The organism is Akkermansia sp. GGCC_0220, assembly GCF_017566105.1.
GTDB classification, from domain to species: Bacteria; Verrucomicrobiota; Verrucomicrobiia; order Verrucomicrobiales; family Akkermansiaceae; genus Akkermansia; species Akkermansia massiliensis.
The window spans coordinates 1-23,560 of record NZ_JABFCI010000003.1 but is presented as its reverse complement, the minus strand read 5'-3'; the positions used below and the strand labels follow the sequence as shown (position 1 = coordinate 23,560).

Here is a 23,560-nt window from a genome sequence, read left to right as displayed (position 1 = left end):
CTTTCCTCCGGCCAAGAAATTCATGCCCCTCATATCGCCGTCAAATGGTCATCACTCGTTTTCCGGTGAAGCAGCCTGGCATCTGGTGAACAAATTTCATCAAAAGACACGAAGATGATACCCCCGGTTTGAGAGCTGGACATCAGGGCGCCAAAACAATCAAGGCCATAATCGTCCCTGACTGCGGGAGAATCGATGATTTTCAGAATCACGTTATGATCCTCGCCCCCGTCCGTGGTGATGTGGTCGCCTATTTCAATCTCCTCTCCGGAAAAATACCTCTTCATCGCCGTTTCCTGATGTTCGGTTTTTATCATGAAGTCACCATTTCTCCAACTGGTTCCGTGCCCGGCAGTTTTTTTCTTAGGAAAAAAATCCGGAGCATGCCGTTCCTTCATGCCATGAACATAACACCTTCGCCTCAAATACCCCGTGATCAAGAAAAAAATGTGGGCTGCCAGAGCCTCTGATCTTTTTTAAAAAATCTCCCTTGTTCCGGACGATGGCGAAAGTCGCACTGCCATCAAGGGAAAAGGCAAAGGCGTCCGCGTCCTTCGCCTTTTCCATGCCCCAACGCCAACAAGGCCGTTTCCTCCGTGCAGAGGGGAAACTGCCTGCTGTTTTTCCCTCCAGCCCGTTCCCTTCATTTTTCCGCTTCCTTATCAAGCGCAGCCACTCCCTCTTTTATCGGGTTCCCGGCAAAAAACGAATCTCCGGACTAGGAAGAAGAGAAGTTCCTTTCAGCACGGCGCGACCGGAGAAAGAGATACTTTCCCTATTAGTCTGACGGCGCTCCATTTTCCTCTGGAAATTCCGGTGTTCAACCACCTTCCTCCAAACCGTTTCATTCAAAATCGCCGCCTTTTCCAAAAACCTCCCTTTCTTTCATTTTCAAGCCTTTCTTTACCCTGTCCAACTGGACTTGGCAGGCAAATCGCGTTATGATGCGGCCGCTCCTTTCCTCATGATTTCCGCTTTAACCGGGATCATGAAGCGCACCCATGAAACAGAGAAAAATCATCCATGTGGACATGGATGCCTTTTACGCATCCATCGAACAGCGCGACCATCCCGAGTACCGCGGCAAGCCCATCGCCGTAGGAAGACCGGAGATGCGCGGCGTGGTGGCGGCGGCCAGCTATGAGGCGCGCCGCTTCGGCGTGCGTTCCGCCATGCCTTCCATGAAGGCGATGAAGCTTTGCCCCAAGCTGATTTTCACCCGCAACCGCATGGACGTGTACAAATCCGTTTCAGCGCAGATACGCTCCATCTTCCACCGTTACACGGACTTGGTGGAACCCCTTTCCCTGGATGAAGCTTTTCTGGACGTCACGGAAAACAAGCCGGGCATTCCGCTGGCCGTCGACATTGCACGGCGCATCAAAAGGGAAATCAGGCAGGAACTTCATCTGACGGCTTCCGCTGGCGTTTCCTACAATAAATTCCTGGCAAAAATCGCTTCCGACTACCGCAAGCCGGACGGCCTGTTCACCATTCATCCCTCCCGCGCGGAGGAATTCATCGCGCGGCTCCCCATTGAGGCCTTCTGGGGCGTCGGCCACGCCACCGCCGAACGCATGCGCGCCCTCTCCATCACCAACGGGGCGCAGCTCCGGGAACGCAGCCTGGATTTCCTGCTCCGCCATTTCGGCAAGATAGGGGGGATCTTCTACAACTTCGCCCGCGGCATGGACGACCGCCCCGTGGAACCTTCCCGCATCCGCAAATCCGTGGGCTGTGAAGAAACCTACCGGGCAGACGTCACCAGGGCGGAGGCCCTGGAACAACACCTTCCCCTGCTGGTGGAAGAGCTCACGGGGCGCCTGGCGCGCTCCGGCTTCCGGGGCAACACGCTTACCCTGAAGGTTAAATTCCCGGACTTCGTCCAGAAGTCCCGCTGCATGACCGTTCCGGATTCCCTGACGGAGAAGGAGGACATCCTGCCCCTGGCCCGGACTTTGATGGAAGACCTGGATTCCGGGGACCGCACGTTCCGCCTTCTGGGGCTGTCCGTCTCCCACCCCCAGGAAGAACAGCGGCAAGGAATCTGGGAGCAGCTTTGGCTGGATTTAGAGTACTAATCCTCCCACAGACTCCCATATTTTTAGTATTCTCCCCTTAAAATCAACCTTATCCACAAGATATTGGTGTATGAATGAGCGAAATCCGCTCCAACCTGGTCATAGGTACGTATGAATCAGGAAGAACGTAGACACTGGGCATCATGGATAGGAACGATTGCGGAAGGGGTGGCAGGCGTCATGGCTGTGGACGGCGGAATTCCCGCCTCCCAGGGCGTGCCTGATCCCGGCCCATCCCGAACGCGCCGTCCCCTCACGGAAACGGAAAAGCGCATCATTGAGCACCAGGGAACGGAACCGCCCTTTTCCGGGGAGTTCGTCAGCTTCTTTGAACAAGGCACCTATGGCTGCCGCAAGTGCGGGGAAGCCCTGTTCCGGTCGGAAGACAAATTCGACGCCGGATGCGGCTGGCCCTGCTTTGACGATTCCCTGCCGGACGCCGTCAGAAACATCAACGCAGGCCAGGGGCGGCGCACGGAGATCACATGCGCGCGGTGCGGAGCCCATCTGGGGCACATCTTCACCGGAGAACGCCTGACGCCGAAGAACACGCGCTACTGCGTCAATTCCCTTTCCCTGGAATTCCAGGCTGCGCCGCAGCCGGCCATGGCGAACAGCCCCCATTGACGCGCACGGCACGGAAAAAAGGACCGGACGGAAAAGCCGGGAACCGAATAAAAGCTCCGGGAAAATTCTATTTTCCGGAAGAAATGCGCCTCTGAAACATTCATTCCCGCCCCTGCGTAATGTGGTATCATGAGAATGACCACCCTGCGCATCATCCCGGTCCTGCTGGCCCTTTTCCTGGCGCACGCCATGGGCGGGGAGCCCAAAATCGCCATTTTGGGGGACAGCATCCCCTATTCCGGACAATGGCCTGCCCTGGTGGAAGCGGCCCTGCGGCAGGCTCCGGCCTACCGGCACGCGGAAATCGTCAGCATGGCGCTCCCCAGTGAAACGGTCTCCGGCCTGTCGGAACCGGGCCACGCCGGGGGCGCCTTCCCCCGCCCGTGCCTTCATGACCGCCTGGATTCCATTCTCTCCAAATACGCGCCCACCCTCGTCATTGCCTGCTATGGGATGAACGACGGCATGATGCAGCCCTTTTCCGAATCAGGCTTCCAGGCCTATCAACAAGGCATGGAACGACTGAAAAAAAGAGTGGAAGACTCCGGGGCCCAATTCATCGCCATCACGCCGCCTCCCTATATGGCGGATACCCCGGAAAAGGATGCGGCCCGTTACAACCAGGTGCTGGACACTTATGCCGCATGGCTCGCCAGCCGTAAAAAGGACGGCTGGAAGGTTGTGGACATGCGCCCGGAGCTGGGCCGCCAAATCCGGGAAGCGAAGAAAAGGAATCCCCGCTTCATTTACGCCGGGGACGGCGTCCATCCCGGGCAGGAGGGCCACTTCATGATTGCCAGGGCCATTTGGCCTCCCCTCGCCTCCATCCTCCGCGTGCCCGCCCGCGTCCGTTTTCCGGAAAGGGACGAGTTCAGGAAAGCCCTGGAGCGCCACAACCTGTACAAGCTGGCGTGGCTGACGGAAACGGGCCACCGCCGCCCCGGCATCCCGAAGGGGGTTCCGGTTTCCGTTCTTCCCTGCATCCGGGAGGGAGTGGCCGTCTCGGACTGGCACGGCTTCCCGTCCCTTCACTTCAAGGTAGCGGGCAGGAACGCCACCCTCGTTCTCCCCAAAACCCCGGCGGAAAACAGGCCGTGGATCTGGCGGCAGGAATTCTTCGGGAACGAGCCGCAGGCGGACATAGCCCTGCTCAAGGAAGGGTTTCATGTGGCTTACGTGGACGTGCAGAACATGTACGGCGCGCCCGCAGCCATGGACATCATGGACCGGTTTTATGAAACATTGGTCCGGGACTACCGCCTTTCTCCAAAAACGGTGCTGGAAGGGTTCAGCCGCGGAGGCCTCTTTTCCTTCAACTGGGCTGCCCTGCATCCCGGCCGGGTGGCCGCCATTTATGCGGACGCCCCCGTTTGCGACGTGGCGAGCTGGCCCGGCGGCAGGGGGAAGGGAACAGGATCCCCGGAAGACTGGCTCCGCCTGCTGGACGTTTACGGCGCTACGGAACAGGAAGCCCTGAGCGGAAAGCTGAGCCCCGTCAACAGGCTGGCGCCGCTCGCCAACGCGCGCATTCCGGTGCTCGCCGTGGTGGGGGACGCGGACGGCGTGGTGCCCCTGGAGGAGAACATGGCCGTAGTGGAACGGAAATACCGCGCCATGGGCGGCAGCATCCGGGTGATCCATAAACCGGGAGCAGGCCACCATCCCCACAGCCTGCCGGACCCGGCTCCCATTGTGGAATTTATCCTGAAATCCGTTCGCGGGACCGGCTCCGCCGCGGCGGAACAGGGAACGCCCGTATCCGGAAAGCCCTTGTCCCCCAGCAGGAAAGCCCCTTCCGCATTCCCCGTTCGCCCCGCACTGGGGAACGGGGGGGATTAGCTTGACTTTCCTGTAATGTCGCCTATTCTGACTCAAGCATTATTTGCAACCACTCACACTTATTATGACCGACCGCAGAATTGTTATCACCGGCATCGGAGTGATCAGCCCCTTGGGCAATGATCTTGCATCCACCTGGGAAGCCATGAAGGCTGGCCGCAGCGGCATTGACACCATCAAGTCCATGGATGTCACCGACTACTCCACGAAAATCGCCGGTGAAGTCAAGGATTTCGATCCCACCCCGTATTTCAAGACGCCCAAGGACGCCCGCCGCGTGGACCGCTTCACGCACTTTGCCATGGGCGCCGCCGGAATGGCTCTCAAGGACTCCGGAATGGATCTGGAAGCGGAGGACAAAACCCGCATAGGCGTCATGGTGGGCAGCGGCATCGGCGGCCTCGGCACGCTGGAAAGCCAGCACGCCACGCTTCTTTCCAAGGGGCCGGCCCGCGTGTCCCCCTTCATGATCCCGTACATGATCAGCAACATCGCCTCCGGCCTCATCTCCATGGAATACGGATTCGGCGGCCCGAACATGTCCATCGTCACGGCCTGCGCCACCTCCAACCACAACATCGGGGAAGCCTGGCGCATCATGAAATTCGGCGATGCGGACGTCATGGTCTGCGGCGGCGCGGAAGCCACCATCCTGCCTACGGGCGTCTCCGGATTCAGCAACATGAAAGCCCTCAGCTCCCGCAATGACGAACCCCAGCGCGCCTCCCGCCCGTATGATGTGGACCGCGACGGCTTCGTCATGGGCGAAGGCTCCGGCGTCGTCATTCTGGAAACGCTGGAACATGCCCAGAAACGCGGCGCCAAGATTTACGGGGAACTCGTCGGCTACGGCATCTCCGCAGACGCCCACCACCTCACCGCTCCGGACCCGGAAGGCCGCGGCGCCGCACGCTGCATGCAGATGGCCCTGGAACACGCAGGCATGAAGCCGGAGGACATTGACTACATCAACACGCACGGCACCTCCACCCCGCTGGGGGACATCTGCGAAATCAAGGCCATCAAGGCCGTCTTTGGCGACCACGCCAAAAACGGGCTGCTCATCAGCTCCACCAAATCCATGACCGGCCACCTTCTGGGCGCCGCCGGCGGCGTGGAACTGGCAGCCTGCCTCATGGCCATGCAGGAAAACATCATCCCGCCCACCATCAACGTGGACAACCAGGACCCGGAATGCGACCTGGATTGCGTGCCCAACAAGGCCCGCGAGGCCAAAGTGGACGCCGTCCTGAGCAACTCCTTCGGTTTCGGGGGGCATAACTCCTCCGTCATCGTGAAGAGATTCGCCTGACCCTTTCAGGAAACCCCTTCCTGGCGGAAGCGCTGATGTTTGTGTCCACCGCAGCCATCGCGCTTCCGCCTTCTTCATTTCACAGCCATGCCTTCCAAAACGCACCAGGACATTCTGCTCATGCGGTGGGCCCTGTTCTCCGTAGCGGGGATCATCCTGATCGTGGTGCTGTATTCCCTGGGCGTCACCCCCGCCTGGGCGCAAGCCCTGAAGGGAGCCATGGCCTCCGCTCCGTTTCTGCTGGCTGCAGATGCTCCGGCCCTCTCCCCCGGCATGGGCTTCCTGCTGTGCATTGCGCTGACGCTGGCCCTGGTTTACGACCTGATCCTGATCCGCGGAACACTCCGTAAAACGGCCGTTCTGGCCGCCTTCCTTCTTCTGCTGGCCTGCTTTACCCCGGTGCTGGGGCTGTGGGGCATCTTCTTCAACGCCGTTCCGTGCCTGCTCTCCGCGGGGAGCGCGGGTGCGCTCGCCATCCTGTGGCCCCAGCCGTCACCCGGCCCGCATCATTCCGAACATCCTCCCACTCATGAATAATCTGGACTATCCCCTTCCCGTGCTTGAACTGGTAACCGCCCTCAAGCAGCTTCCGGGCATCGGCACCCGCGGAGCGGAACGCATGGCCTTGTGGATGCTCCAGGGGCACATGGGGGAAGCGGAGGCGATTGCCCGCACCATCGGCCAGGCGGCGGAACACGTCACGCCGTGCCCCGTCTGCGGCTTTTTCAGCACCGCCGGAGAACTCTGCGCCGCCTGCCGGGATGAAGAACGGGACAGCCGCCTCATCTGCGTGGTGGAACAGGCCACGGACGTCATTCCCATTGAGCGCAGCAGCGCCTACCGCGGGCTGTACCATTGCCTGGGCGGCAAGCTCTCCCCGCTGGACGACGTGGAGCCGGAAGACCTCAATATCCAGTCCCTGGTGGAACGCGTCACCCGGCAGCCGGGCTGTGAAGTCATTCTGGCAACGGGGTCCGACGTGGAGGGGGAAGCCACGGCCACCTACCTCCACCACCTGCTCAAAGAACTGGATTGCAAGATTTCCCGCCCCGCCCAGGGCCTGCCCGCCGGCGCCGGCCTCAGCCATGCGGACACGCTGACGCTGATGAAAGCGCTGGAAGGCAGGACGGCCCTTTGAAAACGCTCTAAAAACAAACCCGGACTCCCTTTGAAAACAATCAGTCACGCATGTAGCAACATCGCTGACAACCAATTCATTAATACACAGCAGATTAAATCTCACGGGCGTATTGTCTGGATTGACATCTGCCGGGTACTCACCATGCTGTGTATTATAGCATCCCATGCCAATGTATGGAACTATTTCAGCGATAATATAATAGGCGCTTGGTCCGTCTTCGTTTTCTTTTTCATTTCAGCCTTGTTTATTAAGCAGGACAGTAAAAAGGCGCTCAATTACAGCCGTTTTCTCAAACTGTTCATTCCTTATCTTCTCTGGTGCCTGATTGGAGCGTTGATCTACTTCAAATTCAATCTTCATGCCATCTATGCCAACATGGTTGCCGTTTTCGGCTGTAATATCTTCAACACCTTCCCCGCCTACGGAATACTGTGGTTCTTGAGGGAACTGCTGCTGTTAAGCCTTGTCAGCCCTCTGTTAAGTAAATTGAATGATGCGGCACTGTTGTTATTTACCGTCATTTTCCAAATTCTGGGGGCTGCCCCCGAATTAATTTACCATGCGGGTTTAGATGGCATCCCCTTTTTATTTAAAGCACAGGGAGCGTACGGCATGTCCTCTGGTTCCTGCTTGGTATTTTTTGCGCGCGCAGGAAGCGCATCATCCGTCTTCACGCATGGATTTGCGAGCACCTTGCCCTTGTTTCATCCTTGACGCTGGTAATGCTGCTGTGCGCCGCAGTAGGCAAATACGCCATGCAGGATGCCGGAGACAGCCAGCATGCCGCCCTCATATTGATATCCGTCCAAAACATCTTCATGGTCATTTTCCCCATGGTATGCGCCATAGCCTGCACCCGGCTATCTCCGGGAACGGCTACTAAACTATCCAGCCTGGCGCCTTCCGTCTTTTTCGTCTATGTCTTCCACCCCATAGGCATTATGCTATTCTATCACAGCATACCCGCCAGCATTGAAAACAGCACGCTGCACTCCATCCTGAAATTCTTTGAACCAGTTCTTGTCTTTGCTGTTTCAGTCTTTGTATTCAACATCCTCAGACGCTTTAAAACGGTGGGAAAATGGATATGCCTTTCCACATGAAAATGCCATAACGGCTAAAAACAGAATAAAAATCCGGAGGAAGGGGCCACGGAGCCCGCATGGCAGAATCCATCCCGCAAATAAAATGGATCTGCACAAACGTACCCCCGCCGTGTGCCAAAAAGTCCACGTTCCCAAATATGAGGAGGGGAATGAAAACAGCTTGAAATATGCCGTTTCAACCTCAATCCCCCGTCATTCCGCCAGGCCGTCCACGCGGGCGCGGTCAAAATCCGCCGGGCAAATCGTCACGTTCACCCGGTCGCCCGGCTTGAGCACATCTCTTAACGGAGCGTTCTTTTTCTCCACAAAAGCCACAGTAGTCTTGCCGTTCGGCAGGGTGGCGCGGAAAGCCGTATCCGCGATGCGCTCCGCAATAACGGCCACTGCCTGCACCGTCTGGTAGGGATAAAGTTTCATCTGGAAAAATCAGGTTACAAATTCATCAATCCGTTCATCAGGTCGCTCCCGGTCTTGAGCCCCTTCTCCGCGGCGTCCTGAAGCTGGGGCATGACGGGAGCGGGAACCTGGTCTGCGGCCGGAATCCTGAACCCCCCGTTACCCTTTTCCGTGCCATCCTTCCCCCTGCCTTCCCCGGCCCCCTTGTTCAGCAGGCGCGACGCGACGTCCGCCACTTCCGCCACCTTGCCCATGCCGATCTCCGTCAGGCGGTCTCCCGCCGCCTTGATAAGCCGCGCGGACAAGTCTTCCGACGGGTTGTCCAGCGTGCCGCCAATGTTCACATTGGCCCACACCAGATTGCCTCCGGCTCCCTGGCGGGAAGCGGAAAACACGTCGGAAAAGCCCGGCAGGGCGCTCCACAGGCCGTCGGACCGCAGGCCCACCTGCAACCTTCCGTTAAGCTCGCCTCCTTTTCCGATTTCCAGCCAGCCTTCCACCCTCACCAGATTTTCGCTCTCCACCAGAATGTCGGAGACATGCCAGGCGGCTTCCTTATAGCGGAACTGGGCGGACGCCTTGTGCAGGGGGAGCTGGCGGAATCTGGAAGAACCGCAGAAAAGGGCCAGCCTGTCCAGGACGGGAAGCCCGGTCAGCATCCCGTCCTGCAATCTTACCAGCCCGGCCACATGCGTCACGCCGTCCCGGCCGCCGCGCAGGTCCACCCCGCCGCTCACACTGCCCTGGACATGCTTCTTCCAGTCATTTTCCAGGATGGAAGAGGCGGGAACGCTGTTCACCACCATATTCGCCGTCCAGGAGGAGGAAAGGCCGTCCCAGTCCCCCTTGATGTCCACATAGCCGCCGGCATCCGTGGTCAGGCGGCAGGAGGGAACGTTCACCCGCCTGCTGGAATGGTTGAACTGCGCCGTGCCGGACATCAGGGAAAACTCCGGACAGCCCTTGAAGGGAAGGAGCAGCCTGCCCCCCTGCACGTCAAACTTGTACTGGCTGGACCCGGCATCATGGGTACTCTCCACACGGGTTCCGTTCAGGGCGTACAGCTTGCCGGGAACACCGTAGGAGACGGACAGGGAATCAATGCTCCCCTTTTCCAGGCGGAACGTATCCGGCAGGATATTCTTTTCCACCCAGCTCCTGGGTCCCTCCTCCTTTTCCCGGAAACGGAAGGGCGCCGGAGCCAGTTGAAGCTTCAGCTCCGCAATATTCACGGAGGTAATCACAAAGGCGCGCTTCAGCAAATCCCAGCGGCTGAACTCCGTTTCAATGTTTTTTGCCTGGAGGGAGGTTAAGAACTCATGCCCTTCCATCGTCACGCCGTCGCACCGGATGCCGGAACCGTCCCAGTCCAGCGGGGCTATCCTGGCGGCATCCACATTCATGTCGTCAACGGCGGACTGCCCCAGCATGGTTAAAAAATCGTCACTCTTCAAATAGGACCTGACATACAGGTAGGAGCCGGCTACCGCCGCCACAGCCAGCACCAGAGCCCCCAGCACGCCCCACAGCAACAGCTTTTTCCAAATGCCTCCGGCACGGGGCTTTTTCCTGCGTATCCTCCTCATTCTGGACATGGTAACAGACTATATCAAATCCGGCGGCGGTCAAGCCTCCGGATTGGACCTCCGGCTGCCGCAAGCCACGGATAAACGGACATCCGCGCCGGTTTTCCCCCGCTTACCGCGGGCTGTGGTACACCTTGTGCCTTCCGGACGCCATGGTGATAAAGAGCAGGAACAGGGTGTAGGCCGCCAGAAAGCCCATCGGAATAACTGCGCCATGCTCCCCGCGTCCCAGCGCTTCAATGGGGGCGGCCTGCTTCACCCAGATGTTCTGGGCCAGCCAGGTCAGGAAAATCGCCAGCAGCAGCGTGGGCGTCACGAACTTCATGATGAAGCGGTAGATTCTGGGAATGCGGATGACGGAACCGTCTTCCAGATCCATCAGCCCCCGGTCCACTCCCAGCTTCCAGGAAAACAGAATCATCATCACCATGGCGCTTACAAAGAAACACAGGGTGCCCAGGAAGAAATCATACGTATCCATCGCCAGCAGGTTGCCGCTGTACCAAGCGACGATCAGCGTGCCCGTGGCCGTGAAAAAACCCTGCACCACCACGGCCATCTTGCGTTTCAACCCCATGAACTCTTCAATAAAGGACAGGCCCACCTGCATCATGGAAATGGAGCTGGTAACCGCCGCCACGGTCAGGAGCAGGAAAAACAGGCTGCCGAAGATCACGCTGGAGCCCATCTTGGCAAAGGCCTGCGGAAGCACCATGAACCCCAGCGCAAAAGTTCCCTGCCCGGCGGCTCCGGCCACCCCCAGGAACGCCACGGCGGCAGGCACCGTCATCATGCCGGCAATGCCCACCTCGCACACCTCGTTGGAGGCGGCCGCGGAAAGGCCGCTCAATGCGATGTCCTCCTTCTTCCTGACGTAGCTCGCATAAGTCAGGATCAGCCCCGTCCCTACGGAAAGGCTCAGGAACACCTGCCCGGCCGCCGCTATCCAAAGTTCAATGTTTTTCAGGCCGTCCCACAACGTCACCTCGGTCAGCCTGCGGGTTCCGCCGGACATTTCCACCTGCCGCACGGCTTCATCCATGGCCCCCCGGTGGGAGGCGGACACCATGGAAACCGTCTTCCACTCCCCGCTGTCCCGGTCCTGCTCCTCCACCAGCAGCTTGCTGGGATTCCACATATACCCCAGCCCCTGCTCAATGCTGCGGTCCGGATAGGATGGGTCCGGCGTGCCGATGCACAAAATGCGCACCAGCAGCACCAGGGAAATCAGCAGGAGTATCGGCATGAACCAGCGTGAAAACATCTCGATTCCCTTGCTGATGCCCCGGTAAATGATTCCCAGGTTCAGCAGGATGACCCCACCGACGATCCAGAGCAGCCCGTTGTTAGACAGCAGGGCGCTCCCGTCCCCGTACATCCCCGTGAAACTGAAAAAGGTCTGCGCCGTTCCCTCAGCCGTGGCAAATACCTCCGGCTGGGTCAGCATCTTCCAGAAATAGCCGCAGCACCACGCCTCCACCACCATGTAGTAAAAGGCCACGGAGGAAGGGCCCAGAACCGCGAGCACCCCCAGGAACTTCCACAGCCTGGACCCCTTGGTCAGGTACCAGAATACGCCGGGGGCGCAGTGGGCTCCCATCTGGCCGCCGCGCCGCCCGATGGACCACTCCGCCCATGCCACGGGCACGCCCACCAGCACCAGCATGAGACCGTACGCCACCATGAAGGCGCCCCCGCCGTACTGGGCCGCCAGCCCCGGAAAACGCAGAAAGTTGCCCAGCCCCACGGCGCTCCCGGCCACAGCAAGAATCACGCCAATTTTGCCGGACCACTCGTCTTGTTGCGCCTTTGAGGATGACATGCAGGCAATACTGACAAAAAAAGCTTCATTTTCAAGAGAAAACAGGCCCTTTTGCCACAGAGAAGGCATCATTGCCACTTGACTTTCGTTCGTTTTTTGGAATCATTCTTTTAGAACCAAACCAAAAAACCGACCATGCTCCTCATAGGAAAACCGGCACCTCATTTCAGTGCAAACGCAGTTGTAAACGGTACCATCGTACCGGATTTCAGTCTTGACCAGTTCAAGGGTAAAAAGTACGTGATCCTGTTCTTCTACCCGAAGGACTTCACGTTTGTGTGCCCCACTGAATTGATCGGCTTCCAGGAAGCCCTGGGCGAATTCGACAAGCGTGACGTGGCCGTCGTAGGCTGCTCCACGGACAGCGAATTCTCCCACTGGGCCTGGGTGAACACCCCCCGTGACCAGGGCGGCATCCAGGGCGTGAGCTACCCCATCGTTTCCGACATCAACAAGACCATTTCCGCCGACTACGGCGTTCTGGCCGGAGACGAGGAAATTGACGAAGACGGCAACGTGGAAGTCAACGGGGAACTGATCGCCTACCGCGGCCTCTTCCTGATCGACAAGGACGGCATCGTCCGCCACCAGCTCATCAACGACTTCCCGCTGGGACGCTCCATTGATGAAGCCATCCGCGTGGTAGACGCCCTCCAGCACTTCGAACTGTACGGAGAAGTCTGCCCCCTTGGCTGGCACAAGGGTGAAGCGGCCATGACCCCGTCCCACGAAGGCGTGGCCTCCTACCTCAGCAAGTAAGCTGCCCCGGCAATATTTCAAGGCCGTTCCCTTTTCCGGGGAACGGCCTTTTTGCCGCTTTTCTCTAACATATAAGTATTGACAACGAACCCTTCCGTTCTAATTTACCCGGAATGAACTACTTCATGCCGGCTTTCCTGTTGATTTCTGCCCTTGCAGGCTCCGTCTGGGCCGCAAATGCCCAAGCGCCTGAAAACATCAGGGACCTTGAAACAGCCTATCAAAAATTCTGCACCAGGCGCGGGGAAGCTCTTCTTCCCGCATTTTCAAAAAAACTTCTCGCCCTCCAGCAGCAGGCGGTCAATCAATCCGACTTTGAAAAAGCCAAACAGATTCAATCCGTTCTTCAAAACATCAAAAAAGATATTCTCTCTCCGCCTTCTTCCAACACCATCGACCCGTTCTTCATAGGAAAGGCGTGGAAAAAGAACGGGGACAGCAACGAATTCACGCAGTTTCTGGATGCCGGGCTGAGGCGGTTCTCAAAAGACGTTAAACAAACAGCATTCCAGCCCCAGGACCAGTGGGCGGACCCCGGAAAATCCTCCCGGGAAATAGTGGTCTTCACCGGGGAGCCCCTGCGCATCTGGGTTAAAAAAGACGACTCCACCATCATTCAGATTTACAAGGACTCCAGTACTGACTGGCTCACCCTGCAAGACGGCAGGCAAAACATCATCAAATCACCGGAGCCGGGATTGAACAACCTGCACCAGGAATTCCTGACGGAATACTCCAAGGCGTGCCAGCCGTTAACCCGGAAATATCTGGCCGCCGTGGAAAAAAGGCAGAAGCAGCTGGCCCAGCAGGGAAGCATGGAGGAAGCGATCGCCATCCACAATTACATGAAGCCATTCAATTCCGAGGGCAGACCGGTGGACCAGCTGTTAAACGGAATCTGGAAGAACCAGGCGGGAGAGCTGTATGACTTTTCCAATAAATCAAAAGCGGCCAAGAAAGGCCCGGACGGTTCCCTGAAATTTTATCTGGTTTATACGTCCGCCAGTCCTGCAGGGGAATGGAAAATGGCTCGTGTGGACCGGGGGACGGAAAAGGGCATGGAAGTCATTTTCTTTTCCGCCGGAGGAAAAGTGTACCTCATTCCGAACAGGCCCTCCCGCTTTTTCTCTATCTTGACGCGCGTATCCGGTACCTGACGGCCCTTTAAGGCGCACATTCCCGGCTATCCCCCCTTCCCCGGCTGCGGCCTCTCCCTTTCCGGAAATGCCGGAACTGTCATAAATCAGGAGGAATACGCGCACGCCCCTTGAGCCGCACAGGGGTGTTTGCTACATCCTTGGCATGAATATGGATTTCATGGCAGCCGCATCCTCCAGGGAAGATATCTGGACAAGAACCATGGATTTTCTGAACATGCCGGACTGGCTCAAGCTGGAGATGGTGCAGTCCGTGGGCGCCAAAATCCTGCATGTGGTGATATGGCTGGTGGTCAGCTGGATTCTCCTGAAGCTGCTCTGCCAGGTGCTCCGGAAAATCACCGCCCTGAAAATGTCCCCCCAGGCGTCCCGCCTGACCGTTAAAATAGTCAAGGAGGCAGGCTACATCATCATCGGCGTGGAAGCCTTCGCCCTGATGGGGTTCGACATCCTCACCCTGCTGGGCGCGGCCAGCATCATCGGCGTGGCGGTCGGCTTCGCCTCCCAGACTTCCCTGTCCAACATCATCAGCGGCCTCTTCCTGGTGGGGGAAAAGCAAATCAACCTGGGGGATATGATTGAAGTGGGCGGCATCACCGGCAATGTGGACTCCATCAACCTCATGTCCGTCCAGCTCCGGCTGCCGAACAACACCATGGTCCGCATACCCAATGAAATGATCATCAAAAACCCGGTGAGCAACATCACCCGCTTTTCCACGCGCCGCTGTGACCTGGACCTGGGCGTGGACTACAATTGCGACATTGAACACGTCGTGAGCATATTGCAGGAAGTGGTCAAACAGAACAAGCTCTGCCTGGACGACCCGGCTCCCGTCATCATGTTCACCGGATTCCAGGATTCCTCCCTGGGATTCAAAATCGGCGCCTGGTGCCTGAAGGACAACTTTCTGGACTGCCAGAAAACGCTTGCCCACGACATCAAGCACCGCTTTGCGGCAGAGGGCATTTCCTTCCCCTTCCCCACCCGCAGTCTGGAGAGCAGAAGCCCCATCCAGGTGGAAATCTCCGGCACGGCGGAGAAAAATCAGTAGGTGCTCTCTTTTTGCTTTCTTTTTGCCCCGTGAAATTTCAATCTTGTCTGCGTAAAATCCGCATCTATGTCTGACACATCCGCACCCGCCTATCAAAGAATCCTCCTGAAACTCAGCGGAGAAGCCCTGCGCAGCCCCGGCAGCATGGACAACATTTCCCCGGAAATCGTCGCCCGCATTGCTGAAGAAATCGCCCAGGCGCACCGCGCCGGCGTGCAGATCGGCCTGGTCGTGGGCGGCGGCAACTTCTGGCGCGGGGCTAAAGCCAGTGTGCGCGGCATGGACCGCGCCACGGCGGACTACGTAGGCATGCTCGCCACGGTAATGAACGCCCTGGCCCTCCAAAGCGCGCTGGAACGCGCGGGAGTCCCCTGCGTGGTGCAGTCCGCCATTGAAATGAAAAACGTGGCGGAATCCTTCATCCGCCTGAAAGCCCGCACCTACCTGGACAACAATAAAATCGTCATCTTCGCCGCCGGCACCGGCAATCCGTTCTTTTCCACAGACACTACGGCGGCCCTGCGCGCCAGCGAGATCAATGCGGAAGTGGTCATGAAGGCCACCTCCGTGGACGGCGTTTATGATGCGGACCCCAAGAAGGTTTCCGACGCCAAGCGCTTTGACGCCATTTCCTACCAGGAATGCCTGGAACGCCAGCTCAAGGTGATGGACTCCACGGCCTTCACCCTGTGCATGGACAACAAGAAGCCCATCATCGTATTCGACATGCACACGCCGGGCAACATCACGCGCGCCCTGCTCGGGGAACCCATCGGCACCACCATCAGCTGAACTCCGCACGCCCCTTTTTCCAACCTACAAAAAACACTTAGCACCCACCACAATCATGGACGCAGAAACATTAATATTGGAAACGGAGGAATCCATGCTCAAGGCCGTGGACTTCGCCAAACAGGAATTCTCCGGCGTGCGCACGGGAAAAGCCTCCCCCGGCCTCGTTGAAAACCTGGACGTGCACGTCTCCAGCTACGGCTCCGTCATGAAGCTGAAGGGCCTGGCCGTCATCAGCACGCCGGAACCCCGCCTCATCCTCATCCAGCCCTTTGACCCGAGCACCGTCCATGACATCGGCCGCGCCATCAATGAAAGCAAGTTGAACCTCAACCCGCTGGTGGAAGGCCGCTCCATCCGCCTGCCCATTCCCGCCCTCACGGAAGAACGCCGCAAGGACCTCGTGAAGCTTGTCAAATCCCAGGCGGAAGAAGCCCGCGTGCGCGTACGCGGCGCCCGCAAGGCCGGCATGGACTCCGCCAAAAAGCTCAAGGCGGACAACATCGTCACGGAAGACGGCCAGCGCGATCTGGAAACGCAGATCCAGAAGCTCACGGACAAGTACGTGAAGGACATTGACGAGCTGGTGGCCGTCAAGGAAAAGGACATCATGACCATCTGAGCCAGAACCATCCATCCCCAACCATTTTACGACAATGACAGACAACGTAACAAACTTCCTCGCCTCCGGCATTGAAATCAAGGGAACCATCCGTTTCCAGAACGACATGCACATCGACGGCAAAATCGAAGGTGAAATCATTTCCGACAAGGGAAAAGTCACCATCGGAGAAACCGCCCAGATCAAGGGCGACATCACCGCCGGAGACGTGCGCATCTACGGCAACGTAGAAGGCAAGGTCACCTCCGACCGCTGCGAACTCAAGCAGCAGGCCCGCGTCGTCGGGGACATGAAGACCCGCAGCCTCGCCATGGAAGAAGGCGCCCACCTGCTGGGCCGCACGGAAATCGGTTAAAACCGCGAACCTCATTTTTTCATCAAGCCGTTCCTTCCTGCGCGAGGGAACGGCTTTTTTACGCCCGGTGGCAGGGCAGCCCGGCAGAAAAAGAGGAATACTCCGCTTGAAAAACCGGTAAAGACGGAAAACTCCCATCCGGGAGCGGAAGGCTCCCGCCTTTCGCATTTACGTCCGTCCGAAGCAAAGCTGGTCTTTCTTCCCTTTCTCCCGCAGCCGCACTTGATGAGGACCGGAAGGCCCTCATTCCCGGGCGGAACGCCGATTCCCACTTTTGCGGCAGGCAGGCCAGGCCTCCGGTGGAACCTGGCCGCCAACAGGGCAAAAAACGGGAGGTGGAGCAAAAGCCGCTCCGTTATCCCGCTTCCTCAGGAAAGTCAGGAAAGGGGCGGACGCACGATGGACCAGGAACGCGGCTGCGCGGGGTCCAGCACCTTCTTGATAAAGGCGTTCACCTGGTCCAGCTCCATGTTCCTGATGGCGACTGTCTGCCGTTCAAACGCATCCAGGGGCAGCCCGAACAGGATATCCAGAGCCAGCATCTGGCACAGGGCTCCGTTGGACTGCATGGCCAGCAGGCGGGAGGAAAGGGCGGACGCCTTGGTGCGTTCCAGCTCCTCTTCCGTCATGCCGCGCTCATGAATCATCTCCAGAGTCTTTTCCAGCCGCCGCCCGGCTTCCTCCAGTTGTTCCGGAGAGGTGCCCAAGTAGAAGCAGATGCCTCCGGCGTCCATGCCGATGAACAGGGAGGAGCTGGCATAGTAGGCCAGCCCGGCTTCCTCCCGGATGTTGGTGAAAACGGGACCGGCCATGTCACTGCACCAGGCCTGGAACAGCAGCGCCTGCGCCATTTCCGGGGAAGCCACGTCCACGCACGGCATTCCCACCACCAGCACGGCTTGCTGCTTATCCAGCACGGACACCTCCCGGCCAGCGCGCAGCGCGGGCGTGGGAGTCAGGACCGGCGGCATTCCGGCCCTCATTCCGCCAAGACGCTTTTCCAGAAGAGGGAGAACCTCCTCCTTCCTGACATCTCCGGAAATGCATATCACGGCATTGGAGGCGCAGATGATGCGTTCATACTGTTCCTTCACGTCCCGCACTGTCAGTGAAGAAAGGCTCTCCGGCGTGCCGGACGGGGAATTCCCGTAGGAAACATGGCCGTAGGCCACCTTCCGTTCCTGCCGGAACGCCACGGAAAGCGGATCTTCCAAATCCTCCTCCGCATCCGCCACAAAGGACTCCTTCTCCCGGAGGAAGGCGTCCTCCGGGAAGGAGGGATTCATCACCACATCCGCCATCAGCTCCAGTCCGGAATCCAGGTCTTCCGCCAGAATCTGGCAGCCCACGCTCAGGGAATTGTTGCCTGTGGAGGTATTGATGGCCCCTCCGATGTCCTCCAGAAAACGCGCTATGTCCCCTGCGGAACGCGTGGCGGTCCCTTTCAGCAGGCATTCGGACATCAAATCCGTCACCCCGGCGTCATGTTCATTCTCCGCACGGCAGCCGGCCTTGAAGGCCAGGCAGGCATAGGCCAGCGGAAGGCGGTGGTCCTCACGAATCACCACCTTCATGCCGTTGCCAAGCACATGCTCGCTCAGGGCCGTTTCCGTCCCGGCGGCGGAACCGTCTTCCTCCGCGGCGTTGCTGCCCACGGGATCCAGGCTGACTTCCGTCACATTCGGGGAGGACAGCCAGGTGGAGCACACGCGGTGCAGGTCTTCCGTGGTCACCCGTTCAATGGCTTCCTGCCATTCTGAAGACAGGTTCAAATTGCGCGCCCCGAACCAGTCCGCCCCCATTTCCGAGGCCACTCCGGCGGCGGAACTCCTGCGGCGCAGGCGGCTGACCCGCGTCTGCTTGCAAACTCTCTTCAAATCCTCCGTAAAATCCTCCTGTGCCAGATTCCGCAGTTCCTGGAGCACCAGGTCCCGCACCTTGTCACGCTGGGCGCGGTCCACGTCAATGCTGATGGTGAACGCCCCTTCGTCAGTCTCGGACTGGTTGGAATGCACCTCAATGCTGTACACCAGCCCCAGGCGGTCGTGGAACTTTTCATAAAAACGCGCGGAACGGCCCCCGCCCAGGATGCTGGCCAGGGCGGAAAGAGCCGGCGTATCCGGATGGCCTGAACAGGGCAGGCGCCAGGCAAGGTTCAGTTTGGAATAAGGCACGGCAAATTCCTTGCGCACCCTGCGGGAACCGAACTGGTGCGGTTCATGGGGAATAAGCTCCCGGTTCAGGGGGCGGGACTTTAAATCTTCCACCAGCAGTTCCAGATGGGAAAAAATCTCCGCGGCATCCACATCCCCCGCGATGGAAAGCACCACATTGTTCGGAACATAGCGGCTGGCATGGTAATCCAGCACGTCCTGGCGCGTCAGGCAGTCAAACGCGGCGGGTTCCCCCAGCACGGGCCAGCGGCGCGGATGCTTGAGATACAATGTCTGCATCAGAAGCTGGTAAGCCACGGAATCGGGATCGTCCGCGTACATGGCCATCTCCCGGCGCACCACCCCCTTCTCCCGCTCTAGTTCATCCTCCGGGAACGTGGGGAAAAACACCAGCTCCGTCAGAAGGTTCAGGAAAATCTGCCAGGAATCCGCAGGGCCGTCTATATAATACACGGTGCGGTTCACGCTGGTATAGGCATTCCAGTGGCCGCCGCGTTCCTGGACCTTGCGGGCCAGGTCCTGCCCGGAATAATGCTCCGTTCCCTTGAACACCAGGTGTTCCAGCAAATGGGAAAGGCCGCTCCCCTGCCAGTGGCCCTCATTCATGGACCCGGTGCCCACCCAGTACTGAAGGGACACTACGGGATGGGACTTGTCCTCCTTGATCAAAACCGTCAAACCGTTTCCGAAACGGCGCGTCACAGGCTCCTTGGCTGAACTCATGTTTCTTAGCGTGCCTTAAGACGGCAGGCCATGCAAGCCGCCGCTCCGTCCACGCCGCGGCACTGTCAGACTTACCCCGGTTTTAAAAAACGCAGTTGAATCGAAAACCTCCCTAAAAAAAACATGCTGACTGCACATTTTTTTGAACAAATCTTAAACTCTGTTACTCTATCAGTCGTAGAACGGCAGATTATGTGCCGTTTATCATCAACAACACCAACCTCACACATCATCATATGAAAAAGATCCTCGCTGTAGCAGCCTTTGCTTTCGCATTCAGTGTCAACGGTTACGCCCAGGAAGCCGCCGCTCCGGCCGATTCCTCCGCCCCCGCTGCTCAGAAGTGCTGCAAGAAAGACAAAAAGTGCGACAAGAAATGCGACAAGGAAGGCAAGTGCGGCAAAAAATGCGACAAGCCCTGCAGCAAAGGTGAAAAGCCCTGCGACTGCTCCAAAAAGGAAGAAGCTCCCAAGGCCTAACCTCACGGAAACCATCACAATGAACGCGAACCCTTGCCGAACCCTTTCGGCAAGGGTTTTCTCCACCGGGTGGGCGTAAAACCGTCCGTCCCGTTGACCATGAAATTACTTGATTTGAACCTTCAACCCATTTTATAAACTGTCATCATGAAAACGACTTCCATTCTTACCATCGGCTGTGCGGCCATTGCGCTGTCCATCACCTCCTGCACCAACTTCGGTTCCCCGAACGCCTACAACCTGAACGAAATCGGCGGCGCACAGGAAACCTATACCGGTACGGTCACCAGTGTGGAAAACGTCAAAATCCAGGCCAATAACGCCAATACCGGCACCGGCATCGGTGCAGTGGCGGGCGGCCTGACCGGCGCCATGTTCGGCGGCGGCAACGCCAAGTACGCCACGGCAGCGGGCGGCGCCATTCTGGGCGGCATCGCCGGCAACCAGATTGACAAGGCCGTGAACAACACGACCGGGGAACGCATCACCGTGCGCCTGGACCAGAAAAGGAACGGCACCCGCAACTACACGGTCGTGCAGGTCGCCAGCAGGAACAACCCGATCCAGGTCGGACAGCGCGTGCGCGTGATCATCGGCAACAACGGTTCCCGCGTGCTGGCCTACTAATTGGCCCTCCTTCACTGACCAGCTACATACCGGCATGATCTTCGGCACCTTACCCGGCGGCGCTCCAGTAGAACTGTTTGAACTGTCTTCCGACAAGCTGACGGTACGCATCAGCAACTACGGGGGGCGCATCATCTCCGTCGTCAAGGACGGCATGGACATGATCGTAGGGCCCAAGCACTTTGAAGACATGCTGAAAGACACCTGTTATTGCGGTGCGATTTGCGGCCGTGTCGCGAATCGCATCGCAAAAGGCAGGTTCTCCATTGACGGAGACTCCCATTCCGTGGCCGTCAACAACGGCCCCAACCACCTGCACGGAGGCGTGCAGGGCTTCGACAGCAAAATCTGGCAGGTGCAGGAAGCCACGCGCAACACGCTGGTGCTTACCCTGCACTCCGCAGACGGGGAGGAAAACTATCCCGGCAATCTGGAAGTGGTAGCCACCTATACCGTGGTGGAAGAAACCCTCCACCTCCGGCTGGAAGCGTACGCGGACGCGGCCACCATCGTCAACCTCACCAACCACGCCTACTGGAACCTTTCCGGCAAGCTCACCATTGACTCCATGACGCTGGAGGTGCGGGCTTCCGCCTACACCCCGGTGGACGCCACCAACATTCCGGACGGCCGCATCCTTCCCGTGGAAGGAACGGACTTTGACCTGCGGAAGGCAGCCCTGCTGGGAGAACGCAACTCCGCCGCCCATCCGGACACCGCCGCCGGACTGGACCACAACTACGTGCTGGATTCCGAACCCGGCGACAAAATCGCCGCCATCCTTCTGGACCCGGAATCCCGCCACCGCCTGATCGTGGCGACGGACGCGCCCGGCCTCCAGGTGTATACCGGGGAATACCTGCCCCAGGCGCGCCAGGGAATCGCGCTGGAAGCCCAGGGCTTCCCCAATGCCGTCAACACGCCCCACTTCCCCAGCGTCATCCTGCGTCCCGGCCAGTCAGCCACGCGCAATATCACCTGGACCGTCAGGTAAAAGGCATATCCGCAGTCCCCTGCGCGGGAAAGGCAGGAAATGTTCCGGCGCGCCAAACTCCGGAACCCCGTCTTTCAGCTTTTCAGGCGTGCGCTGTCAAGACGCCGCATAAAGGGCTTCCGCCACCACCTTTTGCAGGCCTTCCGCCATGCGTTCCATGGAACGGCCCACAAAAATCAGGTCCGCCACGGAAATCAGATTGTCCTGATACTGTTCCGGCAGGCGCGTGAACGTATCCGTCATGGCCGCCGCATGCTCCGCCAGCGTCTCCAGCGCGGGAACCAGCTCCGCCAGAGCCTTCCCGTCCCAGGAGGAGACGGCCTTGTTCACCGCTCTGAACTGCTCCGCCATCTCCCGGTAAACGGGGTCCGCCTGGGCAGCCTCCCGGATGCGGGGGCGCTTGTTAAGCTTGTTGGCCCTCTTGGCGATCGTCACGGCCTCATCCCCGATCCGTTCATACATGGAAGACATGCGTATGGAAGCCAGCACCACCTTGAGATCGGAGGCTACGGGACTGAAAAAAGCCAGCAGATGCAGGCCTTCCCGGTCCACCGTCATTTCCAGCTCATCCAGCTCCTCATCCTCCGCAATGGCCTGGTTGGAGGCGGATTCATTCTGCTGCAGCAGCCCGGCGGCAGCCAGGTCAAGGGCGCTCTGCGCCTTGTAGGCCATCTGGAGCAAATGCGTATTCAGGGAGGAAAGGGCGGCGTCAAACTCCCTCAGGGTGTGCGCGTCGTGATTCATGATTAGGAATATTGGCTTGATGACTGGCGGCGCTTTTGCCGGCATGGTAAAAAATGTGCTGGCGGCGCAGGCTGTTCCTTTTGGCGGAGGATGCGGCCAGCCTCCGTACAACGCCGGAGGAAAGGGAAAAATGCCCGGCTCCCTTTCTGGAAGTAAACTTTGAAAAAACCATAAACAACTCTCTGTTAACTGAATCTTCCCGTGATATAATCCTCCGTTTCTTTCATGGAAGGATTGGAAAAAATCTTCTCCGTGGAATCAAACTCCACCAGTCTTCCCAGCATGAAAAAACCGGTCAGGTCGGAAACGCGGGTGGCCTGCTGCATGTTGTGGGTAACCACGATGATGGTGAACTCCTCCTTGAGCCGGTGCATCAGCTCTTCCACCCGCACTGTGGCAATGGGGTCCAGGGCGGAACAAGGTTCGTCCATCAGCAGGATGCGAGGCTTCACGGCAATGGAACGGGCGATGCACAGGCGCTGCTGCTGTCCCCCGGAAAGGCCGTTGGCGGAAGCATGCAGGCGGTCCTTCACTTCATCCCATAAGGCGGCATGCCTCAGGCTTTCCTCCACCGCTTCATCCAGAATGCCGCGGTTCCTTACCCCCGCCAGCTTCAACCCGTAGGAAACGTTCTCATAAATAGTCATCGGGAAGGGATTGGACTTCTGGAAAACCATCCCCACCTCCCGGCGCAAATGGATGGGGTCCAGGGACGGGGAAGTCACGTCCACCCCGTCAATGCGGATGGAGCCGCCCGTGACGCGGGCCTCCGGAATGCGGTCATTCATCCGGTTGATGCAGCGCAGCAGCGTGGACTTTCCACATCCGGAAGGGCCGATGAACGCCGTCACCCGGTTCCTGGGAACCTTCATGGTGACATGGAACAGGGATTGCTTGCTCCCATAACAAAAATCCAGGGAATCCACCTCTACGGCGGTCTGGTCGGCGGCGGCTGGATGCGGAGTCATGTTCGGTCAAATGGCGCGTCCTGCGCCGTTGACCGCATGGTATCCCAAAAACGAAGCTCCAGGTCTACTACGGGTTTGTGACAATTTCTTAACCTGGCTTTTTGAGAAAAAGAAAAACACGCAGCGGATTTAGAATCCGTCAAGAGACTGGAAGAAACCAGGGAGATGTCATGGTACACCTCTCCCAAGTCTTTCAGCCGGC

The 23,560-nt window shown here is 58.5% G+C and carries 25 protein-coding genes; 17 read left to right on the top strand and 8 right to left on the bottom strand.

Annotation, left to right across the window (positions count from 1 at the left end):
* Positions 1-29: 29 nt before the first annotated feature.
* Positions 30-398, bottom strand: coding sequence for a hypothetical protein (locus HJW02_RS02905; RefSeq protein WP_205575939.1), 369 nt, complete (start codon positions 396-398; stop codon positions 30-32).
* Between the two features lie 603 nt (positions 399-1,001).
* Here HJW02_RS02905 and dinB point away from each other — a divergent pair.
* From dinB to HJW02_RS02865, 8 genes are all read left to right on the top strand, one after another.
* Entirely contained in the window at positions 1,002-2,081 is a 1,080-nt protein-coding gene (dinB, locus tag HJW02_RS02900; RefSeq protein ID WP_102721005.1) for a DNA polymerase IV, read from the top strand.
* Between the two features lie 111 nt (positions 2,082-2,192).
* Entirely contained in the window at positions 2,193-2,708 is a 516-nt protein-coding gene (locus HJW02_RS02895) for a peptide-methionine (R)-S-oxide reductase (RefSeq protein WP_240454293.1), read from the top strand.
* Between the two features lie 129 nt (positions 2,709-2,837).
* Positions 2,838-4,547, top strand: coding sequence for a GDSL-type esterase/lipase family protein (locus tag HJW02_RS02890; protein WP_102733125.1), 1,710 nt, complete (start codon positions 2,838-2,840; stop codon positions 4,545-4,547).
* 64 nt (positions 4,548-4,611) lie between these two features.
* A complete protein-coding gene (gene fabF, locus HJW02_RS02885; protein ID WP_102721008.1) occupies positions 4,612-5,859 on the top strand; it encodes a beta-ketoacyl-ACP synthase II in 1,248 nt (415 codons plus the stop codon).
* 87 nt (positions 5,860-5,946) lie between these two features.
* Entirely contained in the window at positions 5,947-6,396 is a 450-nt protein-coding gene (locus HJW02_RS02880) for a hypothetical protein (RefSeq protein WP_102721009.1), read from the top strand.
* Positions 6,389-6,997 carry a recombination mediator RecR gene (recR, locus tag HJW02_RS02875; RefSeq protein ID WP_102727825.1) on the top strand — a complete coding sequence of 203 codons (609 nt, stop codon included), beginning with the start codon at positions 6,389-6,391 and terminating at the stop codon, positions 6,995-6,997. The genes HJW02_RS02880 and recR overlap by 8 nt, the downstream gene beginning before the upstream one ends.
* Before the next feature lie 30 nt (positions 6,998-7,027).
* Positions 7,028-7,714, top strand: coding sequence for an acyltransferase family protein (locus tag HJW02_RS02870; RefSeq protein WP_279538370.1), 687 nt, complete (start codon positions 7,028-7,030; stop codon positions 7,712-7,714).
* An 8-nt stretch (positions 7,715-7,722) separates the two neighbouring features.
* The gene (locus HJW02_RS02865) at positions 7,723-8,103 is read left to right on the top strand and encodes a hypothetical protein (protein ID WP_208050597.1); all 381 of its coding nucleotides are present in this window, start codon (positions 7,723-7,725) and stop codon (positions 8,101-8,103) included.
* A gap of 195 nt (positions 8,104-8,298) precedes the next feature.
* On the opposite strand, the gene HJW02_RS02860 is transcribed toward HJW02_RS02865, so the two are convergent.
* From HJW02_RS02860 to HJW02_RS02850, 3 genes are all read right to left on the bottom strand, one after another.
* Positions 8,299-8,523, bottom strand: a complete 225-nt coding sequence (locus HJW02_RS02860) for a translation initiation factor IF-1 (RefSeq protein ID WP_022396293.1) — start codon at positions 8,521-8,523, stop codon at positions 8,299-8,301.
* A gap of 14 nt (positions 8,524-8,537) precedes the next feature.
* Positions 8,538-10,097 (bottom strand): hypothetical protein, encoded by a 1,560-nt coding sequence (locus HJW02_RS02855; RefSeq protein WP_146018169.1) that lies wholly within the window; start codon positions 10,095-10,097, stop codon positions 8,538-8,540.
* Positions 10,098-10,200: 103 nt separating this feature from the next.
* On the bottom strand, positions 10,201-11,910 hold the full coding sequence (locus tag HJW02_RS02850; RefSeq protein ID WP_180970976.1) for a sodium:calcium symporter: 1,710 nt from the start codon (positions 11,908-11,910) through the stop codon (positions 10,201-10,203).
* Between the two features lie 135 nt (positions 11,911-12,045).
* On the opposite strand from HJW02_RS02850, the gene HJW02_RS02845 reads away from it, so the two are divergent.
* The 6 genes from HJW02_RS02845 (at position 12,046) to HJW02_RS02820 (ending at position 16,649) form a co-directional block, all read left to right on the top strand.
* Positions 12,046-12,669 (top strand): peroxiredoxin, encoded by a 624-nt coding sequence (locus HJW02_RS02845; RefSeq protein WP_022396296.1) that lies wholly within the window; start codon positions 12,046-12,048, stop codon positions 12,667-12,669.
* Positions 12,670-12,782: 113 nt separating this feature from the next.
* On the top strand, positions 12,783-13,826 hold the full coding sequence (locus tag HJW02_RS02840; RefSeq protein WP_102727822.1) for a hypothetical protein: 1,044 nt from the start codon (positions 12,783-12,785) through the stop codon (positions 13,824-13,826).
* 160 nt (positions 13,827-13,986) lie between these two features.
* The gene (locus tag HJW02_RS02835) at positions 13,987-14,880 is read left to right on the top strand and encodes a mechanosensitive ion channel family protein (protein WP_180970977.1); all 894 of its coding nucleotides are present in this window, start codon (positions 13,987-13,989) and stop codon (positions 14,878-14,880) included.
* Positions 14,881-14,946: 66 nt separating this feature from the next.
* Positions 14,947-15,672 carry a UMP kinase gene (gene pyrH / locus HJW02_RS02830; RefSeq protein ID WP_022396299.1) on the top strand — a complete coding sequence of 242 codons (726 nt, stop codon included), beginning with the start codon at positions 14,947-14,949 and terminating at the stop codon, positions 15,670-15,672.
* 55 nt (positions 15,673-15,727) lie between these two features.
* Entirely contained in the window at positions 15,728-16,294 is a 567-nt protein-coding gene (gene frr, locus HJW02_RS02825; protein ID WP_022396300.1) for a ribosome recycling factor, read from the top strand.
* Between the two features lie 34 nt (positions 16,295-16,328).
* Positions 16,329-16,649, top strand: coding sequence for a polymer-forming cytoskeletal protein (locus HJW02_RS02820; RefSeq protein WP_012420356.1), 321 nt, complete (start codon positions 16,329-16,331; stop codon positions 16,647-16,649).
* A gap of 377 nt (positions 16,650-17,026) precedes the next feature.
* Here HJW02_RS02820 and HJW02_RS02815 read toward each other — a convergent pair whose 3' ends face one another.
* Entirely contained in the window at positions 17,027-19,546 is a 2,520-nt protein-coding gene (locus HJW02_RS02815) for a pitrilysin family protein (RefSeq protein WP_102721017.1), read from the bottom strand.
* 236 nt (positions 19,547-19,782) lie between these two features.
* On the opposite strand from HJW02_RS02815, the gene HJW02_RS02810 reads away from it, so the two are divergent.
* The 3 genes from HJW02_RS02810 (at position 19,783) to HJW02_RS02800 (ending at position 21,646) form a co-directional block, all read left to right on the top strand.
* The gene (locus HJW02_RS02810) at positions 19,783-20,025 is read left to right on the top strand and encodes a hypothetical protein (RefSeq protein WP_022396302.1); all 243 of its coding nucleotides are present in this window, start codon (positions 19,783-19,785) and stop codon (positions 20,023-20,025) included.
* A 147-nt stretch (positions 20,026-20,172) separates the two neighbouring features.
* Positions 20,173-20,652, top strand: coding sequence for a glycine zipper 2TM domain-containing protein (locus HJW02_RS02805; RefSeq protein ID WP_022396303.1), 480 nt, complete (start codon positions 20,173-20,175; stop codon positions 20,650-20,652).
* 34 nt (positions 20,653-20,686) lie between these two features.
* Positions 20,687-21,646 carry an aldose epimerase family protein gene (locus HJW02_RS02800; protein WP_102733129.1) on the top strand — a complete coding sequence of 320 codons (960 nt, stop codon included), beginning with the start codon at positions 20,687-20,689 and terminating at the stop codon, positions 21,644-21,646.
* 96 nt (positions 21,647-21,742) lie between these two features.
* Here HJW02_RS02800 and HJW02_RS02795 read toward each other — a convergent pair whose 3' ends face one another.
* The 3 genes from HJW02_RS02795 to HJW02_RS02785 form a co-directional block, all read right to left on the bottom strand.
* Positions 21,743-22,390 carry a PhoU domain-containing protein gene (locus HJW02_RS02795; RefSeq protein WP_180970978.1) on the bottom strand — a complete coding sequence of 216 codons (648 nt, stop codon included), beginning with the start codon at positions 22,388-22,390 and terminating at the stop codon, positions 21,743-21,745.
* A 185-nt stretch (positions 22,391-22,575) separates the two neighbouring features.
* Positions 22,576-23,358 carry a phosphate ABC transporter ATP-binding protein PstB gene (gene pstB / locus HJW02_RS02790; protein WP_102721019.1) on the bottom strand — a complete coding sequence of 261 codons (783 nt, stop codon included), beginning with the start codon at positions 23,356-23,358 and terminating at the stop codon, positions 22,576-22,578.
* Positions 23,355-23,560, bottom strand: a 206-nt coding sequence (locus HJW02_RS02785) for a hypothetical protein (protein ID WP_208050596.1), incomplete at its 5' end; no start/stop codon positions are given. The genes pstB and HJW02_RS02785, both read right to left, overlap by 4 nt.

Excerpts from the sequence above, each read along its gene's own strand:
- pstB (WP_102721019.1), bottom strand. The coding sequence starts at position 23,358 with ATGACTCCGCATCCAGCCGCCGCCGACCAGACCGCCGTAGAGGTGGAT.
- HJW02_RS02895 (WP_240454293.1), top strand. The coding sequence starts at position 2,193 with ATGAATCAGGAAGAACGTAGACACTGGGCATCATGGATAGGAACGATT.
- HJW02_RS02800 (WP_102733129.1), top strand. The coding sequence starts at position 20,687 with ATGATCTTCGGCACCTTACCCGGCGGCGCTCCAGTAGAACTGTTTGAA.
- dinB (WP_102721005.1), top strand. The coding sequence starts at position 1,002 with ATGAAACAGAGAAAAATCATCCATGTGGACATGGATGCCTTTTACGCA.
- HJW02_RS02795 (WP_180970978.1), bottom strand. The coding sequence starts at position 22,390 with ATGAATCACGACGCGCACACCCTGAGGGAGTTTGACGCCGCCCTTTCC.
- HJW02_RS02865 (WP_208050597.1), top strand. The coding sequence starts at position 7,723 with ATGCTGCTGTGCGCCGCAGTAGGCAAATACGCCATGCAGGATGCCGGA.
- frr (WP_022396300.1), top strand. The coding sequence starts at position 15,728 with ATGGACGCAGAAACATTAATATTGGAAACGGAGGAATCCATGCTCAAG.
- pyrH (WP_022396299.1), top strand. The coding sequence starts at position 14,947 with ATGTCTGACACATCCGCACCCGCCTATCAAAGAATCCTCCTGAAACTC.
- HJW02_RS02890 (WP_102733125.1), top strand. The coding sequence starts at position 2,838 with ATGAGAATGACCACCCTGCGCATCATCCCGGTCCTGCTGGCCCTTTTC.
- fabF (WP_102721008.1), top strand. The coding sequence starts at position 4,612 with ATGACCGACCGCAGAATTGTTATCACCGGCATCGGAGTGATCAGCCCC.
- HJW02_RS02855 (WP_146018169.1), bottom strand. The coding sequence starts at position 10,097 with ATGTCCAGAATGAGGAGGATACGCAGGAAAAAGCCCCGTGCCGGAGGC.
- HJW02_RS02805 (WP_022396303.1), top strand. The coding sequence starts at position 20,173 with ATGAAAACGACTTCCATTCTTACCATCGGCTGTGCGGCCATTGCGCTG.
- HJW02_RS02835 (WP_180970977.1), top strand. The coding sequence starts at position 13,987 with ATGGCAGCCGCATCCTCCAGGGAAGATATCTGGACAAGAACCATGGAT.
- HJW02_RS02820 (WP_012420356.1), top strand. The coding sequence starts at position 16,329 with ATGACAGACAACGTAACAAACTTCCTCGCCTCCGGCATTGAAATCAAG.
- HJW02_RS02840 (WP_102727822.1), top strand. The coding sequence starts at position 12,783 with ATGAACTACTTCATGCCGGCTTTCCTGTTGATTTCTGCCCTTGCAGGC.
- HJW02_RS02815 (WP_102721017.1), bottom strand. The coding sequence starts at position 19,546 with ATGAGTTCAGCCAAGGAGCCTGTGACGCGCCGTTTCGGAAACGGTTTG.
- HJW02_RS02860 (WP_022396293.1), bottom strand. The coding sequence starts at position 8,523 with ATGAAACTTTATCCCTACCAGACGGTGCAGGCAGTGGCCGTTATTGCG.
- HJW02_RS02850 (WP_180970976.1), bottom strand. The coding sequence starts at position 11,910 with ATGTCATCCTCAAAGGCGCAACAAGACGAGTGGTCCGGCAAAATTGGC.
- HJW02_RS02845 (WP_022396296.1), top strand. The coding sequence starts at position 12,046 with ATGCTCCTCATAGGAAAACCGGCACCTCATTTCAGTGCAAACGCAGTT.
- HJW02_RS02880 (WP_102721009.1), top strand. The coding sequence starts at position 5,947 with ATGCCTTCCAAAACGCACCAGGACATTCTGCTCATGCGGTGGGCCCTG.
- HJW02_RS02810 (WP_022396302.1), top strand. The coding sequence starts at position 19,783 with ATGAAAAAGATCCTCGCTGTAGCAGCCTTTGCTTTCGCATTCAGTGTC.
- recR (WP_102727825.1), top strand. The coding sequence starts at position 6,389 with ATGAATAATCTGGACTATCCCCTTCCCGTGCTTGAACTGGTAACCGCC.
- HJW02_RS02905 (WP_205575939.1), bottom strand. The coding sequence starts at position 398 with ATGAAGGAACGGCATGCTCCGGATTTTTTTCCTAAGAAAAAAACTGCC.